Origin of the sequence: Spelaeicoccus albus, assembly GCF_013409065.1 — a bacterium.
GTDB classification, from domain to species: Bacteria; Actinomycetota; Actinomycetes; order Actinomycetales; family Brevibacteriaceae; genus Spelaeicoccus; species Spelaeicoccus albus.
The window spans coordinates 3,068,801-3,086,413 of sequence record NZ_JACBZP010000001.1 but is presented as its reverse complement, the minus strand read 5'-3'; the positions used below and the strand labels follow the sequence as shown (position 1 = coordinate 3,086,413).

The 17,613-nt window shown below is 65.6% G+C and carries 13 protein-coding genes; 6 read left to right on the top strand and 7 right to left on the bottom strand.

What is annotated here, in order from left to right; genetic code table 11:
* Window positions 1-38: 38 nt before the first annotated feature.
* Entirely contained in the window at window positions 39-863 is an 825-nt protein-coding gene (locus tag BJY26_RS14335; RefSeq protein ID WP_179428902.1) for a class I SAM-dependent methyltransferase, read from the bottom strand.
* A 205-nt stretch (window positions 864-1,068) separates the two neighbouring features.
* Here BJY26_RS14335 and rpsA point away from each other — a divergent pair, with 205 nt between their 5' ends.
* Genes rpsA through coaE form a run of 3 tightly spaced genes read left to right on the top strand, consistent with a single transcriptional unit; the run spans window position 1,069 to window position 5,647 of the window.
* The gene (gene rpsA / locus BJY26_RS14330) at window positions 1,069-2,556 is read left to right on the top strand and encodes a 30S ribosomal protein S1 (protein WP_179428901.1); all 1,488 of its coding nucleotides are present in this window, start codon (window positions 1,069-1,071) and stop codon (window positions 2,554-2,556) included.
* Window positions 2,557-2,575: 19 nt separating this feature from the next.
* Complete coding sequence (locus BJY26_RS14325) at window positions 2,576-4,417, top strand: hypothetical protein (RefSeq protein WP_179428900.1); 1,842 nt, start codon at window positions 2,576-2,578, stop codon at window positions 4,415-4,417.
* Window positions 4,418-4,441: 24 nt separating this feature from the next.
* Window positions 4,442-5,647, top strand: coding sequence for a dephospho-CoA kinase (coaE, locus tag BJY26_RS14320; RefSeq protein ID WP_179428899.1), 1,206 nt, complete (start codon window positions 4,442-4,444; stop codon window positions 5,645-5,647).
* A gap of 33 nt (window positions 5,648-5,680) precedes the next feature.
* On the opposite strand, the gene BJY26_RS14315 is transcribed toward coaE, so the two are convergent.
* Window positions 5,681-6,118, bottom strand: a complete 438-nt coding sequence (locus tag BJY26_RS14315; protein WP_179428898.1) for an OsmC family peroxiredoxin — start codon at window positions 6,116-6,118, stop codon at window positions 5,681-5,683.
* Window positions 6,119-6,252: 134 nt separating this feature from the next.
* Here BJY26_RS14315 and uvrB point away from each other — a divergent pair, with 134 nt between their 5' ends.
* Both uvrB and BJY26_RS14305 read left to right on the top strand, forming a co-directional pair.
* On the top strand, window positions 6,253-8,436 hold the full coding sequence (gene uvrB, locus BJY26_RS14310) for an excinuclease ABC subunit UvrB (RefSeq protein ID WP_179428897.1): 2,184 nt from the start codon (window positions 6,253-6,255) through the stop codon (window positions 8,434-8,436).
* Window positions 8,437-8,656: 220 nt separating this feature from the next.
* Window positions 8,657-9,652, top strand: coding sequence for a TerC family protein (locus tag BJY26_RS14305; RefSeq protein ID WP_179428896.1), 996 nt, complete (start codon window positions 8,657-8,659; stop codon window positions 9,650-9,652).
* On the opposite strand, the gene BJY26_RS14300 is transcribed toward BJY26_RS14305, so the two are convergent.
* Both BJY26_RS14300 and BJY26_RS14295 read right to left on the bottom strand, forming a co-directional pair.
* On the bottom strand, window positions 9,590-11,383 hold the full coding sequence (locus BJY26_RS14300) for a glycoside hydrolase family 15 protein (protein ID WP_179428895.1): 1,794 nt from the start codon (window positions 11,381-11,383) through the stop codon (window positions 9,590-9,592). The two genes, BJY26_RS14305 and BJY26_RS14300, sit on opposite strands and share 63 nt — an antisense overlap.
* A gap of 5 nt (window positions 11,384-11,388) precedes the next feature.
* Window positions 11,389-11,676: a YciI family protein gene (locus tag BJY26_RS14295; RefSeq protein ID WP_179428894.1), complete on the bottom strand. Its 288-nt coding sequence runs from the start codon at window positions 11,674-11,676 to the stop codon at window positions 11,389-11,391.
* Between the two features lie 129 nt (window positions 11,677-11,805).
* Between BJY26_RS14295 and BJY26_RS14290 the strand changes: the two genes are divergently transcribed.
* Window positions 11,806-14,316 (top strand): DEAD/DEAH box helicase, encoded by a 2,511-nt coding sequence (locus BJY26_RS14290; RefSeq protein ID WP_218852430.1) that lies wholly within the window; start codon window positions 11,806-11,808, stop codon window positions 14,314-14,316.
* Between the two features lie 157 nt (window positions 14,317-14,473).
* Here the strand turns inward: BJY26_RS14290 and BJY26_RS14285 are convergent, their stop codons facing one another.
* From BJY26_RS14285 to BJY26_RS14275, 3 genes are all read right to left on the bottom strand, one after another.
* Window positions 14,474-15,337 (bottom strand): siderophore-interacting protein, encoded by an 864-nt coding sequence (locus BJY26_RS14285; RefSeq protein WP_179428893.1) that lies wholly within the window; start codon window positions 15,335-15,337, stop codon window positions 14,474-14,476.
* Window positions 15,338-15,508: 171 nt separating this feature from the next.
* Window positions 15,509-16,648, bottom strand: a complete 1,140-nt coding sequence (gene bar / locus BJY26_RS14280; RefSeq protein ID WP_179428892.1) for a barbiturase — start codon at window positions 16,646-16,648, stop codon at window positions 15,509-15,511.
* On the bottom strand, window positions 16,641-17,612 hold the full coding sequence (locus BJY26_RS14275; protein ID WP_179428891.1) for a carbamate kinase: 972 nt from the start codon (window positions 17,610-17,612) through the stop codon (window positions 16,641-16,643). The genes bar and BJY26_RS14275 overlap by 8 nt, the downstream gene beginning before the upstream one ends.
* Between the last annotated feature and the right edge of the window lies 1 nt (window position 17,613).

Genomic DNA, 17,613 nt, shown 5'->3' with positions numbered 1-17,613 from the left:
GCCCCGCGGAGAACGGACTACCCCGCGGGCGGCGAGACTTACGGGAGGCGGCAGCGGAATATCGCGGTACCCGGCATCAACGCCCCGCGCAGCGGCGACCACCCGCCCCACGCCGCGTCGTTCTCGGCCGGCCATTCCGGTTCGACGAGGCCGTCGATGACGAATCCGGCGCCGACGATGAGCGATACCCAATCGCCCATGGTTCGGTGATGCTCGGCGTACACCGGCCTGTTGCCGGCGTCCAGCTCGACGTACGGGGTTCTGTCGAAATAGGAATATTCGACTGCCAAGCCGGATTCGCCCGGCACGTCCGGAAACATCCACCGCACCGGATGCGTCACCGAGAAGACCCAAAGGCCGCCCGGTCGCAGCACCCGCGCCACCTCGGAGAGCACCGATTCGGCGTCCGAGACGAACGGAAGCGCGCCGTACGCCGAGCAGGCGATATCGAACGCGTCGTCCGGCCCCGGCAGCTGACGCGCATCGCCGAGCAGCAACGTCGGGGACGGCGTGCCGGCCGGTTGGCGCGCTTGCAACCGTTTGGCCTCGTCCAGCATTCCGGTGGAGAAATCGATGCCGGTGGCCCGTGCGCCGGACACGGCCAGCCATCTGCTGCACTGGCCGGCCCCGCACCCGATCTCGAGCACGTCGCGGCCGGACACGTCGCCGAGCAGCCGGGCATCGGCCTCGTCCACCCCTTCCGGGCACCAGATGAAACGCGTGTCGCCCAGAAAGCTGCCGTGGTCGGCCAGATACTCGGCGGCCGAGCCGTCCCAGTAGGAACGGTTGGCTCGGACGGATTCCTCCGCGCCGATCGGCAGATACCCGCCGCTGACGGGATCGGGGTGGTCGGTGGAGCTCATGAAATGAACGCTACTCGCTTTCGAAATCGGCTGGGCGAAGATGGTAGCATTAAGGGCTGTATGTGCTCGGAATTTCGCCGGGCCGTGCATCACCATAAATGAATAGTTCCTATCCAGCTACTACGCAGTCGTACGAGGCGACGGCCGCAGCGCCGCCGAATCGTGCCGATGACTGCAAATGTCCACTACGGAGTAATCAACCTTTATGACCACTACCACGCCTGAAAAGGCGACACCGCAGGTCGCTGTCAACGACATCGGATCTGCTGAAGACTTCCTGGCCGCCGTCGATGAGACGATCAAATACTTCAACGACGGCGACCTCGTCACCGGCACCATCGTGAAGGTGGACCGCGACGAAGTGCTGGTTGACATCGGGTACAAGACCGAAGGCGTCATCTTGTCCCGCGAACTGTCGATCAAGCACGATGTCGATCCGTCCGAAGTCGTCGCGGTCGGCGACGAAGTCGAAGCTCTCGTCCTGCAAAAAGAGGACAAAGAGGGCCGGCTCATGCTCTCGAAGAAGCGCGCACAGTACGAGCGCGCGTGGGGCGACATCGAAAAGATCAAGGAAGAAGACGGCATCGTCACCGGCACCGTCATCGAGGTCGTCAAGGGCGGCCTGATCCTCGATATCGGTCTGCGCGGCTTCCTTCCGGCTTCGCTGGTCGAGATGCGCCGCGTGCGGGATCTTGCTCCGTACATCGGCCAGCAGGTCGATGCCAAGATCATCGAACTCGACAAGAACCGCAACAACGTGGTCCTGTCGCGCCGCGCCTGGCTCGAACAGACGCAGTCCGAGGTGCGCCACACGTTCCTCACCACGCTGCAAAAGGGACAGGTCCGCCCCGGTGTCGTGTCGTCCATCGTCAACTTCGGCGCTTTCGTCGACCTGGGCGGAGTCGACGGCCTGGTGCACGTCTCCGAGCTCAGCTGGAAGCACATCGACCACCCCAACGAGGTTGTCAGCGTCGGCGACGAAGTCACTGTCGAGGTTCTCGACGTCGACATGGACCGCGAACGCGTGTCCTTGTCGCTCAAGGCCACCCAGGAAGATCCGTGGCAGCAGTTCGCCCGCACCCACGCGATCGGCCAGATCGTTCCGGGCAAGGTCACCAAGCTGGTGCCGTTCGGCGTGTTCGTGCGCGTCGAAGACGGCATCGAGGGCCTCGTGCACATCTCCGAACTGGCGGTGCGCCACGTCGAACTGCCCGAGCAGGTCGTCAGCGTCGATGACGAGATCTTCGTCAAGGTCATCGACATCGATCTGGAACGTCGCCGCATCTCGCTGTCGCTGAAGCAGGCCAACGAGGGCGTCGACCCGGATTCGGACGAATTCCTCGACCCGGCCCTGTACGGCATGGTTCAGGAATACGACGAGGACGGCAACTACAAGTACCCCGAGGGCTTCGATCCCGAGACCCAGGAATGGCTCGAGGGCTACGAGGCTCAGCGCGACGAATGGGAAGCGCAGTACGCCGCTGCCCAGGCTCGCTGGGAAGAGCACAAGAAGCAGGTCGCCGCGGCCATCAAGGCCGACGCCGACGCCGCCACGGGCGAGTCCAGCTCGTCCTCGGCGACGCCAGCCCCGGCGTCCGGCAATTATTCGTCGACCGAGCAGCCGCAGGATTCCGGCACACTCGCCACCGATGAAGCGCTTGCCGCCTTGCGCGAAAAGCTCGCCGGCAACTAACGCCGTTCCCGGCGCCGCTATGTCGCGATTCCAGGGCCCCTCACCGTCCGGTGAGGGGCCCTGGCGCGTCTCCGGACGGCGTCCGGGCCCGCCGGTGTCCGGCGCGCGACGCCGATGGGGGTGGGCCGCGTACTTTGCCGGGTGCCTCGGCCTCAGCGCATTGGTCTATTGGCCGGTTCTCGGCACTATCCGCCGGCGGGTGTTCGCCAGCAGCGACGATTCGTCGCTGTTCATCTGGTGGCTGGCGCACGCGGCCCGGGTGATCGAGCCGGGCGGCGAATCGAATCTGCTCCACACCTCGCTGATGAATTTCCCGGACGGCGTGAACGGCGCGTGGAACACGTCGATACTGGGGCTGGCGCTGCCGATGGCGCCGGTCACGATGCTCGCCGGCCCCGTCGTGGCATACAACGTGCTCATCGCATTGTGCCCGGCCGTGTCGGCGTTGGCCGGCGCCCTGGCCCTTCGGCGGTTCATGAGCGCGCCGTCGGCCGGATTCGGCGGCATCCTGTACGGCTTTTCCACCTATGTCTTCGCCCAATCCGGCGGGCACCTGAACCTGGCCTTTGCAACTGTGCCGCCGATCGCCGTCGGCGTGCTCTACGACGTGCTGTACACGACGAAGTCCAGGCGACGCATCGGCGTGCGGACCGGGCTGGCCGCGGCGTTCCAGCTGTATCTCTCGACCGAATTGCTCGCCTCGACGGCCCTGCTCACGATGGTGGCCGTGATCGTCGTCGCCGTCGTGGATCCGGCCGTGCGCGGCAAGCTCGGACGCCGCCTGGTACCGACCGCGGGGCTGGGCGGCGTCATCGCCGGTATCCTCGGCATCCCGTTGTTCGTTGCCATGGCCGGACCCGGCGCGCCCCGACAAGCCATTCGGCCGGGCGGCCTCTGGGACACGGATCTGCTCGGCGTCCTGCAGCCGGCGTCCGGCACGCTGGCGCAACTCCCCGGGCCCGCGTACCAGTCGCCGGACTACATCGACATCGCCGAACGGGGCGCCTACCTCGGCGTACCCCTGCTGATCGCCGTGCTGATCGTCGTCATCGCGGGGTGGCGCGGCGAACGCCGGATAGTGATCCGGACGACGTCAATCATCGGGTTCTTCTCATGGCTGCTTTCGCTCGGATCGATTTTGTACGTGGCCGGCGCCGCTACTCACGTCGTCCTGCCGTGGCGTCTGATTGAGTACATTCCCGTCCTGCGGAACATCCTGCCCATGCGGCTTGCCGTATTCACGGCGTTGGCAGTGGCGATCCTGGCGGGCACCGGACTCGACATGGCCCGGCAGCAGTCCCGGCCGTCCCGGCAATCGCGGCGGTTCGTCCGCCCGGCCGCTGCGTTCGCGGCAGCCGGCCTGCTCGCCCTGACGATCGTGCCCGGCCCCGCGGCGTCCCGGCCTCTCAACGTTCCGAAGTTCTTTGCCGACGGTGCGCCCGGAATCGAGGCCGGCGCGATCGTCAAAACCGTGCCGCGCGCCAAGGCCATCGCCGAACCGCATGCCGACGAAGCAATGGCGTGGCAAGCGGTCGCCGGAATGAGGTATCGGTCCACGGGCGGATACTTCATCGGCTCGACGGCGGATCAGCCGGTCATCTATCAAGCTCCGGCCGACGGCTACGACGAGGCGCTGGACGACGCGGATTCCGCCGGCGGTCTGCCGCCGGCAAACGCGCCCACCGCCCGGGCCGCCGGTCGGGCGCTTGTCGCCGGGCAGGTCGACTACGTCGTGGTGGCGCGGAACCCGTGGTTGCGCCTGCCGCCGGCCGACGTCGCCCGGTGGACGGCGCGCATCACCCATTCGCCGGACCCGGTGCGCCGCGGGGGAGTCTGGGTGGTGACGATCGCCGGGCGGTAGCCGTCGTCACGTTATCGTGGAACCATGCTGCGTATCGGGTTGACAGGCGGGATCGCCGCCGGCAAATCAACTGTCGCCGCACGGCTGCGCGTGCTGGGCGCGGACGTCGTGGACGCCGACGTGCTGGCTCGCGAGGCCGTCGCTCCGGGCACCGACGGGCTGGCGGCGATCCGCACGCGATTTGGCGCCGCCGTGATCGCAGCGGACGGCACTTTGGACCGGCCGGCGCTCGGACGCATCGTCTTTGACGATGACGAGGCCCGCAACGACTTGAATGACATTGTGCACCCGGCCGTGCGCGACCTGTACGCGGCGCGGCTGGAGCAATTGCCGCCGGAACGGATTGTCGTCCACGACGTCCCGCTGCTCGTGGAAAACGCCATGAGCGCCGACTATCACCTCGTCATCAACGTCGATGCTCCCGAGCACGAACGGATCCGCCGGATGCGCGCCGACCGCGGCATGAGCGCCGACGAAGCGGCCGCCCGTATCGCCGCCCAAGCCGACGACCGAGAACGCGGAAAAGCGGCCGACGTCCGACTGCGGAACGAAGGCGATGAAGCGGAGGTGCTCGAACAAGTCGGCCAGCTCTGGCACGATCGGCTCCTGCCGTTCAACGCGAACCTGCTCGCCGGCCGGTGTGCCGAACGCCGGGGCGGACCGATTCTGCACCCGTATGATCCGACCTGGCCCGACCAGGCCGAACGCCTCGGCGCCCGCATCCGGCGGGAGTGCGGTCCGGCGGTGCTCGTGGTCGACCATATCGGCTCGACGGCCGTTCCCGGGCTGCCGGCCAAGGACGTGATCGATCTGCAGGTCTCGGTCGCGGACCGGGAGACGCTGGACACCGTCCGGGAACCGCTGGCCCGGGCCGGGTTCCCCCGCAAACCGGGCATTTGGCAGGACACGCCGAAACCCGCCGATCCGGATCCCGACCATTGGGTCAAGCGGTTCCACGCGAATGCCGACCCGCTTCGAATGGTCAACGTGCACGTGCGAGTAGTGGGGACGCCCGGCTGGCGATACGCGTTGGCGTTCCGCGACTGGCTTCGGGCCGAAGACGATTGGCGCAGTAAATATCTGGCCGTCAAGCGTGCGGCCGCGGCAGAGCACGCGGCCGACCCGAGCACCGCCGGGTACGCCGAAGCCAAGGAACCGTGGTTCTCGGTTGTCGCCGATCCGGCCGTGAACGCATGGACGGCGGCCACCGGGTGGCGGCCGCCGTCCTGAACCGACGCGCCGGCCGGGCCGGCGTCGAGGCGGTTAACTCAGTGTCGCGTTCAAGGTGATGTCGACGGACTTCAGAGCTTGCGACACGGGGCAGTTCTCCTTGGCGCCCTTGGCGAGCTCCTGGAACTTGGCGTCGTCCAAGCCGTCGACCGAGGCCGTCAGGTCGAGTGCGATCCCGGAGATATGCGGACCGCCGTCCAAGGAGAACGACACGGATGCCGACGCGTTCAGCTCCTGCGCCGGCGTACCGTTCTCGGCCAGCTCATTGGAAAGCGCCATGCTGAAGCAGGAGGCGTGCGCCGCCGCGATCAGCTCTTCCGGGGTCGTGGTGCCCCCTTCGCCTTCCGACCGGGCCTTCCAGTTCACATTGAACGTGGCAGCGTTCGAGCTGTCCAGGCTGACGGTTCCCGACCCCCCGGTCAGGCTGCCGCTCCAGACGGAATGTGCTTTGCTCACAACGGGTGTTGGCATGACGACGTCCTTTCCGTAGTACCGAGCGCGGACTATCCGCGCACTCTCTCCATTGTCTTACGGTAAACGGTCGTTCGGCCCTCCGGGGGCAAGGAAGTAGAGGATTGTCGGTGGCCGCGCGTAGCGTAGATGCCATGTCGACAAGTTACACGGAGTCTCCCGAGCTCGACCGGTCGGAGGAGGTCCGCACCGAACGTGCCCGGCAGACGGCGTCCGAGCTCCCGGCGGTGCTGCCGAAGATCGGCCATCGGCCGCCCGTCACCCGCACCGTGGCGCCGTTCGAAGTGGTCAGCGAGTACACGCCGTCCGGCGATCAGCCGACGGCGATCGCGGAACTCTCGAGCCGGCTGGCCGACGGCGAGCAGGACATCGTGCTGCTCGGCGCGACCGGGACCGGAAAATCGGCGACCACGGCATGGCTGATCGAGCAAGTCCAGCGACCGACGCTGGTGATGGCGCCGAACAAGACACTCGCCGCGCAGTTGGCCAACGAGTTCCGCGAACTGTTGCCCAATAACGCGGTCGAGTATTTCGTGTCGTACTACGACTACTACCAACCCGAAGCCTACGTGCCGCAGACCGACACGTTCATCGAGAAGGACTCGTCCATCAACGACGAGGTCGAACGTCTCCGGCACTCGACCACCAATTCGCTGCTGACCAGGCGCGACGTCGTGGTGGTGTCCACCGTGTCCTGCATTTACGGTTTGGGCACGCCCGAAGAGTACGTCGACCGGATGGTCACATTGGAGGTGGGGCAGGAGATCTCCCGGGAGGAGCTGCTGCGCCGCTTCGTCGGCATGCAATACTCCCGCAACGACATGGCCTTCACGCGCGGCACGTTCCGGGTGCGCGGCGACACCGTCGAGATCATCCCGCAATACGAGGAGCTCGCGGTGCGCATCGAGTTCTTCGGCGATGAGATCGACAAGCTGTACACGCTGCATCCGCTGACCGGCGAAGTGGTGCGGGAAGAGCACACCATGCACGTGTTCCCGGCTTCGCATTACGTGGCCGGACCGGAACGGATGGACAAGGCAATTGCCGGCATCGAGGAGGAGCTGGCCGAACGCTTGGCCGAGCTGGAGAGTCAGAACAAGCTGCTCGAGGCGCAGCGGCTACGGATGCGCACGACCTACGACATCGAGATGATGCAGTCCGTCGGCTTCACCTCAGGTATCGAGAACTACTCCCGGCATATCGACGGCCGGTCGGCCGGTTCGGCGCCGAACTGTCTCTTGGACTATTTCCCCGAGGACTTCCTGCTGGTCATCGACGAGTCGCACAATACTGTGCCGCAAATCGGCGCCATGTACGAAGGCGACATGTCCCGCAAGCGCACGCTCGTCGACCACGGGTTCCGACTGCCCAGCGCCATGGACAACCGGCCGTTGCGGTGGGACGAGTTCACCGACCGGATCGGTCAACGCGTGTATTTGTCCGCGACGCCGGGCAAGTACGAACTCGGCCGGGCCAACGGCGTGGTCGAACAGATCATTCGCCCTACCGGCCTTGTCGACCCGAAGGTCGTGATCAAGCAGACCAAGGGGCAAATCGACGATCTGATGGCGGAGATCAACGAACGCGTCGAGAAGGACGAACGGGTCCTGGTGACCACGCTGACCAAGAAGATGGCCGAAGACCTCACCGACTATTTGCTCGAACGGGGCGTACGCGTGCGGTACCTGCATTCGGACGTCGACACGCTCCGCCGCGTCGAGCTGCTTCGCGAGTTGCGGATGGGCGAATACGACGTGCTGGTGGGCATCAACCTCCTCCGCGAGGGGCTCGACCTGCCGGAGGTGTCACTGGTGTCGATCTTGGACGCCGACAAGGAAGGCTTCCTGCGTTCGGGCACCTCGCTCATTCAAACCATCGGCCGCGCCGCCCGCAACGTCTCCGGCGAAGTGCACATGTATGCCGACACCGTCACCCCGTCCATGCAGCACGCCCTTGACGAGACCGACCGACGGCGTGCCAAGCAGATCGCGTACAACACCGAACGCGGCGTCGACCCGCAGCCTCTTCGCAAACGCATCGCCGACATCACCGACGTGCTGAACAGGGAGGACGAGGACACGGCCGAGCTGCTGTCCGGCGGAGGGGGCGGCAAAGTCCCGGTGCCCGGCGTCGATGCGGGATCGAAGAAGCTCGCTGCGGTTCCGGCCGCCGATCTCGCGGACCTCATCCAACAATTGACCGACCAGATGCATGCTGCCGCCGAGGAATTGCAGTTCGAACTGGCTGCTCGCTTGCGCGATGAACTGGGAGATCTGAAAAAGGAGCTGCGGCAGATGAAGGCCGCCGGGCACGCCTGACATTTAGTCACGGGGCATGCCGGTACGGTAGGCTGGCCTCGGCGAAGGGGAGTATCCCAACTTCGTCGCGTTCGTCATCACGATCGGCTCCTTCGACATGTCGAGAGGCGGGTCCGGACGCGGCGGCACGTAATTCGTGCGGGAGAGACTTTCGGGAAGGGCGCGGCCCGAGCGGATCCCATCCGGTGCGGGCGGCGCGGACGTTCACCGAAAGGCACCTATGCACACCGCACTGCCCCTGTGGTTCGAAATCGGCTCGCTCGTCGTGCTGCTGTTGATTCTCGCCGGCGACTTGCTGCTGGTCGTCAAACGACCACATATCCCCAGCATGCGGGAATCCAGCCTTTGGGTCGGGTTCTATGTGGCCCTGGCGTTGATCTTCGCGCTGCTCATGTTCGTCATGGGCGACCCGAATCAGGGCAGCGAATTCGTGGCGGGCTGGCTCACCGAATATTCGCTGAGCATCGACAATCTCTTCGTATTCGTCATCGTCATGGGTAGGTTTGCGGTGCCGCGAACCTACCAGCAAGAAGTGCTCATGGTGGGCATCGTCATTGCGCTCATCCTGCGCGGCGTGTTCATTTTGGCCGGTGCCGGACTGATTGCCAGCTTCAGCTGGATCTTTTACCTGTTCGGCGCCTTCCTGCTCTACACGGCGGTCAAGCAAGCGCTCGAGGGTGATGACGACGGGGACTCGGAAGACAATTTGTTGATCCGGCTGCTGCGCAAGCGCATCCGGATCTCACCGTCGTTCGACGGGTCGAAAATCCGCACCACGATCGACGGCCGCAAGTACTTCACCCCCATGCTGATAGTGTTCCTGGCGATCGGATCGACCGACGTGCTTTTCGCCCTCGACTCGATTCCGGCGATCTTCGGCATCACGCAAAGCCCGTTCATCGTGTTCACGGCGAACATCTTTGCGCTGATGGGTTTGCGGCAGCTGTACTTCATGCTGGGCGGCCTCTTGGACCGACTCGCCTATCTGAAATACGGCATCGCCGTCATCCTGGCGTTCATCGGCGTCAAACTGGTGTTCCACGCCATGCACGACAACGAACTTCCGTTCATCAACGGCGGTCACGGTATCGAATGGGCGCCCGAGATCACGACCGGCATGTCGCTGATCGTGATTATCGCGGCAATGGCGGTGTCAACCCTTGCCAGCCTCATCAAGATGCGTATTGATGGCCGTCGCGGCGCGAACCAGGGCTAGGTGGCTGAATGCCTGTGGAAAGTTGCCCATCAACAGATCCCGATCCGGGTCGTACTCTTCGCTGAGCAGGCCCACATCGTTCGTGAGACCGACAAGCCGGTCCATGAGTTCGCGGGCATCGTCCATCCTGCCGGTGTGCGCGTACTGCGCCACCAACCAGAACGAACACGCAAGGAACGGGTTCTCGTCGCCGGACAGGCCGTCCACCCCGTGGGTCGTGTTGTAACGCAGCAAGAACCCGCGGTGCAGTAACTCCGACTCGATGCGTTCGACGGTGCCGAGCATCCGTTCGTCGTCGTAATCGACGAAACCGACTTGCGGAAGCACGAGCAGCGCAGCATCGACGGTGGTGCTGCCGTAGTACTGCGTGAAGCTGTTCATTTCCTTGTTGAAGCCGTTGTTTTCGATTTCGGCGCGTACGTCGTCGCGGATCTTCCGCCACCTGTCGACCGGCGCTTCGAGTTGATGATTCTCGGCGGCTTTCACGCCACGGTCGAATGCGGCCCAGACCATCGCCCGTGAATGGGTGAAGTGCTGCTTTGGGCCGCGCACTTCCCAGATCCCGTTGTCCGGCTCCGTCCACCGTTGTTCCAGGAAGGTCAGTAGAGTGCGCTGCAACGGCCAGGTCGACTGGTCGTCCTTGAGGCCTGCTTCACGGGCGATGTCGAGTGCGACGAGCACTTCGCCGAGCACATCCGCCTGATATTGCCCGACGGCGCCGTTGCCGACGCGGACCGGCGCCGAATCCAGATAGCCCGGCAAATTGTCGAGCTCGGTCTCGGTCAACCGCCGTTCACCGGACAAGCCGTACATGATTTGCAGGTCCTCCGGGTCACCGGCAATAGCCCGCAGCAGCCACCGACGCCAATGATCGGCGCCTTCCAATTTGCCGTAGGTCAGAAGTGCCTGCAGCGTCAGCGAGGCATCGCGAAGCCAGCAGTAACGATAGTCCCAGTTCCGCTCGCCGCCCATGCTTTCCGGCAACGACGTCGTGGCGGCAGCGACGATGCCGCCGGTCTCCGAATGCGTCAGCGCCCGCAGCGTCAACAGCGAACGCATGACGTACCCGCGATATGGGCCGTCGACCTGACAGTTGGCGGCCCAATCCTCCCAATGCATGCGGGTGTGTTCGATGCGGTCGCTGATGTCGACCGGCGGCGGCGTGGGCAAATGCGAGGCATACCAGGTGAGCGAAAAATCGAGAATTTGTCCCGCTTCGACGGTGAACGTCGACTCGTGCATATGATCCTTCGCGCGCGGCAGGTGCGGTCCGCGCAGGACTACGGCATCCGGACCGGCGACCGCCGAGAGTGCTTCCCCGTGCTTACCGTGCTGGCGGCGCACCCACGGTACGACGCGGGCATAGTCGAAACGGAACCGGATCTCCTGGCGAACTTCCACGCTGCCGGACAAGCCGCGAACCTGTCGGACGATGTCCGCCCGCTTATCGGCGATCGGCATTGTCTCGATGACCTCGATTTCACCGTCCGGCGTCGTCCAAATCGTGCTGAGCACCATGCTGTCGCCCATGTAATGACGCCGGCTTGTCGCCTTCGCGTGAGTGGGAGCGAGCAGCCACCGGCCGTGGTCCTCCGAGCCGAGGAGCGCGGAAAAGATGGACGCGGAGTCATACCGGGGGAGGCAAAGCCAGTCGATGCTGCCGTCGTTTCCGACGAGCGTGCCGGTCTGCGAATCGCTGAGCAGCGCATAGTCGCTAATGGGCAAGGGCATGACCGTTACTCCGTCCAGGTTCCGAGGACCAAGCCCCATTGCCGGATCTCGGTGTTGTCAATGACGCCGGCCGCACGGTACGGGTCGTGCGTGAGCAGTTCGCGCACGGCGTCCTCGGACTCGGCCTCGATCACGAGCCCCGCGCCGGCCGGTTTATCGTCCGAGTAGGCGCCGGCTGCGAGAAGCGCGCCGGTTTCCTGCTGCGTCGACAGCCAGGCACGGTGCTTGGGGCGCACCTCCATCCGAGTCGCATCATCGGCGCCGTACGTGTACAACACGAGGAACACTGACATCTTCATCTCCTGTGCGAGTCGCGGAGCACGGCCGCGCCGCGCTTTGCCTCTACCCTAGAACTCCGCCGCACCGAGTTCCGGCAGGGGTACGTTTGTGTCGGCGCCCGGCCCGCGGCAGGATGGAATCCGATGACCCTACCGATGCCGGAGCCCGGCCACACCGATACCAGCGACGACGAGATCTTCTTCGGATTCGAAGAATGGTGCTCCGGGCGCGGCCTGGAACTCTATCCGGCGCAGGAAGAGGCAGTTCTCGAGGCGGTGTCCGGTTCGAACGTGATCGTATCGACTCCGACCGGGTCCGGGAAGAGCCTGATAGCGCTGGGAGCGCATTATGCGGCACTGCGCCGCGGCCTGCGCACGTACTACACGGCACCGCTCAAGGCATTGGTCTCGGAGAAATTCTTCGCCCTGGTGGACGTGTTCGGCGCCGAAAACGTGGGCATGATGACCGGTGACGTCGCCGTGAACTCCGGGGCCCCGATAGTGTGCGCCACGGCGGAGATCGTTGCCAATTTGGCGTTGCGGCACGGTAGCGAAGCGGATATGGGGCAAGTCGTCATGGACGAGTTCCATTTTTACGGCGATCCGCAGCGCGGGTGGGCATGGCAGGTGCCGCTGATCGAATTGCCGCACGTGCAGTTCGTTCTCATGTCGGCGACGCTGGGCGACGTCACCGAACTGGCCGCCGATCTCACGCGCCGAACAGGCAGGCATACGGCCGAGGTCACATCGACCGAACGGCCGGTACCGTTGTACTACTATTACTCGGAACTTCCGCCGCTCGACCAGGTGGACGAACTGCTTGGCTCCGGAGGGGCGCCGGTCTACATCGTGCACTTCGCGCAGGCTGCCGCACTCGAACGTGCCCAGGCCCTGTCGGCGGCCGGCGTCGCCGATCGTGCCGATCGGGACAACATCGCGGAAGCGATCGGCGCGTTCCGCTTCACCACAAGCTTCGGCAAGACGCTCTCGCGGCTGTTGCGGCTGGGCGTCGGCGTCCACCACGCCGGCATGCTGCCGAAATACCGCCGACTGGTCGAACAGCTTGCGCAACAAGGCCTTCTGAAGGTCATTTGCGGAACCGACACGCTCGGCGTCGGTATCAACGTGCCCATACGCACGGTCCTGTTCACGGGGCTGACCAAATTCGACGGCGTCCGCACCCGTCAGCTCAGCGTGCGCGAGTTCCAGCAGATCGCCGGCCGCGCGGGCCGTGCCGGGTACGACGATGCCGGCACGGTCGTGGTGCAAGCCCCCGAGCATGTCATCGAGAACCGTAAACAGCTGGAAAAGGCCGGGGACGACGCGAAAAAGCGTCGCAAGATCACGCGGAAGAAGGCGCCCGAGGGGTTTGTCTCTTGGGGGCTGGGGAGCTTCGAACGGCTGCGGGACGGCGTACCGGAACCGTTGACCGGGCACATGACCATCAACCATTCCATGGTCATCAATCTGTTGGCCCGCGGCGGCGATGTGCTGTCGGCGGCCAGGCATCTTTTGGAGGACAATCACGAATCTCGGCGCCGGCAGCTCGAGTTGATGAAGGCGGGCCTACGGATCTACCGGAGTCTCCGTGCGGCCGGCATCGTGGACAGGGTGGAGACCACGCGCGGCGTCCGCCTCGAGCTGACGGCCGAGCTGCAACCGAACTTCGCGCTCAACCAGCCGTTGTCGCCGTTCGCCGTGGCGGCGCTCGAACTGCTGGACCCCGAGGATCCCGGATACGCACTGGATGTCGTGTCGGTGATCGAGGCGACGCTCGATAACCCGCGGGCCGTGCTGTCCGGACAGCTGAAGCTCGCCAAGGGCGAGGCAGTGGCGGAAATGAAGGCGGCCGGCATCGAGTACGAGGAACGGATGGAGCGGCTCGACGAGGTGACGTATCCGAAGCCGCTGGGCGAATTGCTTGCCGAGAGCTATGAGTACTATCGCGCCGGCCAGCCGTGGATCACGGACTTCGAAATCGAACCCAAATCGGTGGTGCGCGATCTGTACGAACGCGCCATGACGTTCACCGAGTACGTGGCCTACTACCGGTTGACGCGCACCGAGGGGGCGCTGCTTCGGTATCTGGCCGACGCCTACCGAGCCCTGCGGCAGACGGTGCCGGACGAGAAGAAGGACTCGGCAACGCTCGACATCATCGAATGGCTGGGAGAACTGGTTCGGCAAATCGATTCGAGCCTGTTCGATGAGTGGGCCGCAATGGGGGAGCGCGGCGATGCGGAGGCCGTCGACGAGGAGGTCCGTGCTCCGACTGCGGAAACCGGCGTCACGGCAAATACCCGCGCTTTCATGGTGCTGGTGCGCAATGCCTTGTTCCGCCGCGTCGACCTGGCGGCCCGCGATGACGATGCAGCGCTGGGGGAGATGGACGCCGGGGCCGGCTGGAACATGCACCGGTGGCGTACTGCCTTGGACGGCTACTACGACAAATTCGATTGGATCGGTACCGGGGCCGATGCACGCAGCCCGGCAATGCTCCTTATCGACAAGGAAGCAGAAGTGTGGCGGCTCCGCCAGATCTTCGACGATCCGGACGGCGACCATGACTGGGGCATCAGCGCGGACGTCGATCTGCCGGCGTCCGACGAGGCAGGGTACGCCGTTATCCGAGTGACGGCCGTCGGTGAGCTTTAGCCGCTGGTCGTTCCCCGCGCCGAGTGGTGATCCCCGCGCCGAGTGGTGATCCCCGCGCCGAGTGGTGATCCCCGCGCCGAGTGGTGGCGAATGCAAAATCTGCGATTTCGCAGCCATTCGCCACCACTCGGCGGGGCGGGCGGGGGTCATCGGAGGATTAGGACTCGGGGCGGCCGTACTTCCAATAGCCCATGAACGCCACGGCTCGCTTGTCGATATTGCGTTCGCGCACCAAATGGCGCCGCAGCGTCTTGATAGTGGCCGCCTCACCGGCGAGCCATGCCACGAACGGCGACTCGTGGGTCCATTCGCCGACGTCCCACAACACGCTCTCGTCGTCATCACCGTCGTCCGGCGTCGGAGCGAAACCGGCCTGCGTGATCGTCTCGACCAGCCGACGCCCGACAGGTTGACCGCCGGTGCGCGGTAGCCAATGCACCGCCACGCCCGGCGGCGGGCACACCGGCAGGACGTCGTCCTTCGTGGGCACTTCCAGGTAGGCGGCACCGTGCACGCCGGGTTTGAGCTCGTCGAGGATTCCGGCAATCGCGGGGACCGCCGTTTCATCGCCGGCCAGCAACACTTCGGTGCCGTCGTCGACTCCGACCCAGGCGTATCCGCTGATCGGTCCCTCGTATTGACGGTTCGGGCCGAACACCATGATTTCGTCGCCAGGCTCGGCCGCGGCCACCCATCGGGAGGCCGGGCCCGCATCACCGTGCAGAACGAAGTCGACGTCGATCTGGGAACCGGTCGCGGAGCGCACCGTGTACGTGCGCATGATCGGCCGCCGCTCCTCGGGCATTTGCAAGTACTGCTGGTACCAATCGGGCCCTTCCGGGAACTCGATTGGCGCTCCCGGGGTCGGCGGCAGGATGATCTTCAGCCGTTGATCTGGCGCATCGGTGCGAAAATCCGCAAGCTCGGGGCCCGACAGCGTGACGCGGACGAAATGCGGGCTGAGCTTCTCCGTGGCCGCGACTTGGACGCGAAACGCTCGATACGGAGGCACTGCAGTCATGACTCCATACTAAGGCATACCTAACTTTCTGCGAATGCTGCCCCAGTTGCCCCTAACCGAGTGGTGGCGAATGGCTGCGAAATCGCAGATTTCGCAGCCATTCGCCACCACTCGGCACGACCGGACCGCCATTCGCCACCACTCGGCGGGACGGCCGCGCAGGGTGATTCCTTAGCGCGGGTAGCCGGTCGGCTCGTCGCCCAGGTCGACGATCGCCGCGACCGGGCCGCCGCCTTCGGGACCCTGATGGGCAGCCGAGACCGAGACGAAAATCGCCGGGTCGCCGGTGACTGCGGCAGTCACGCCGCCAACGGCCGCCTTGATCTGCCGGTGCCAGTGCACGTCCGAATCGTCGAGCATGGCATTGCGGCGGCCGCGAACCGTGCCGTCCTGGCTCGCTTCGCATTTCAAGAACGCATTGACGACGCGGCCGCCCAGGTCGTCCGGGTGCGGCCGGTCCGGCAAGTCGAGCCCGGCATCCTTGATGGCAGCCCACACGCCGTCGGCGTCCAGCGCATCCTTCATCACCGAGTGCCCGATGCGGTATCGGCCGCCGACGCCGCGCGCGTTACCGACGACAACGACCTGGGCGCGATCGAGCTCGACGCCGGACGAGCAGGAGGCCACCGCGGAATACAGATCGCGGTTGTTCATGATGTCGTCGTCGGTGGGCAGATCGGTCTCGCCCAGGGCGTACGCGATGCCCAGCGCAGTGGTGCCGTTCGACAAGTCCATTGATTCGAGAGTCTGCTCGGTCCAGACCTGGTGACCGCGCGACTTCGCGTCGCGGATGGTGTGGATCGTCAGCAGCGGCGTCTTCGTCTGCACGTAGTGCACGTCCGCAGGGTCGGTGATACCCGCTTCGGCCATCGCCGCCTTGACGGCGTCGGCGACCTTGCGCACCATCGGCACGTACCCGATCTCTTCCGGCAGCAGCGTGTCGGACATGGCGAAGCCGACGGTGAGCCGCGGTTCGTCGGTCTGTGGAGCCGACTCGGCAGACGTCGTGGCGAAGATCGTGGCATGCGGGCTGATGATGCCGTCGGTGCCGCCGGACCAGACGATCGGGATCTGGGCGACCTCATCGGCCGATCGCGTCCCCTTGTCGACGATGACCTCGCGGAAGGCACGGTCGGCGAGGATGCGCGTGTAGTCGTTCACGCCGCCGTTGCCCTCGGTCTTGCCGATGACGGCGATGACTCGGTCGGCTTCGATGATGCCGTCGTCGATCAGGTCGGCAAGACCGGACGCGTCCGACACCCCTCCAAGGGTGACCTTGCGGACTTCGATCGGCTGCGGTGCGTTAGCCATGGTGCTCCTTCGTTGTGGGTTGGGTACTCTTCGGCTGGCGGACGACGGTGCCGGCGGCGCCGTTGACTGCCCGGTCGATCAGGTCAAGTGCCGTGATGACGGCAAAGCTGCCGCCGCCGGACACGAAGCGGGACGCCGCGGCGACCTTGGGCCCCATCGAGCCGGCCGCGAAATGTCCGTCGGCCGCCAGCTCGTCGAGCTCGGCCGGGCTCACCTCGCCCAGGGCCCGCGCCCGGTCGGTGCCGAAGCCGGCGACTGCGTGTTCCACGTCGGTGGCGATGATGAGGACGTCCGCATTGACGGCGTGGGCGAGTTCGACGGCCGCCGTGTCCTTGTCGATCACTGCTTGGACGCCGTGCAGGGCGCCGGCTGCGTCGCGGGCGACGGGGATGCCGCCTCCGCCGCCGGCAATGACGACGTGACCGCCGGCCAGCAGCGTGCGGATGGCCGGAGCTTCGACGATCTCGGTCGGGCGGGGGCTCGGGACGACGCGTCGCCAGCCCCGTTCGCCGCGGTCTTCCCAGTTCTGGCCGTGCGCGATCAGCGGCGCGGCGTCCTCGGCCGACAGATACCGGCCGACCGGTTTGGACGGTTCGCGCATGGCCGGGTCGCCGGCATCGACGAGGGAGCGGGTCACGACGGTGACGGGGCGGGCATCGATTCCGGCGTCTTCCAAGGCGGCGTCGAGCGCGTTGGACAAGATGAGTCCGACGGTGGCCTGGGTCGATCCGACGCACCAGTCGAGCGGGACCGGCGGGACGACGTCGGCGCACATTTCGTTCTTGACCAGCAGGTTGCCGACTTGCGGCCCGTTGCCGTGCGTAATGACCACCTGATGGCCGGCCTGCATGAGACGCACGATCTCGCCGGCCGCGCGCGTGAGCGCGGCGATCTGGTCGTCGGGACGCGCCTGGCCGTCCGGGGAGGTCATGGCATTGCCGCCAAGGGCTACTAGGACTCGCACA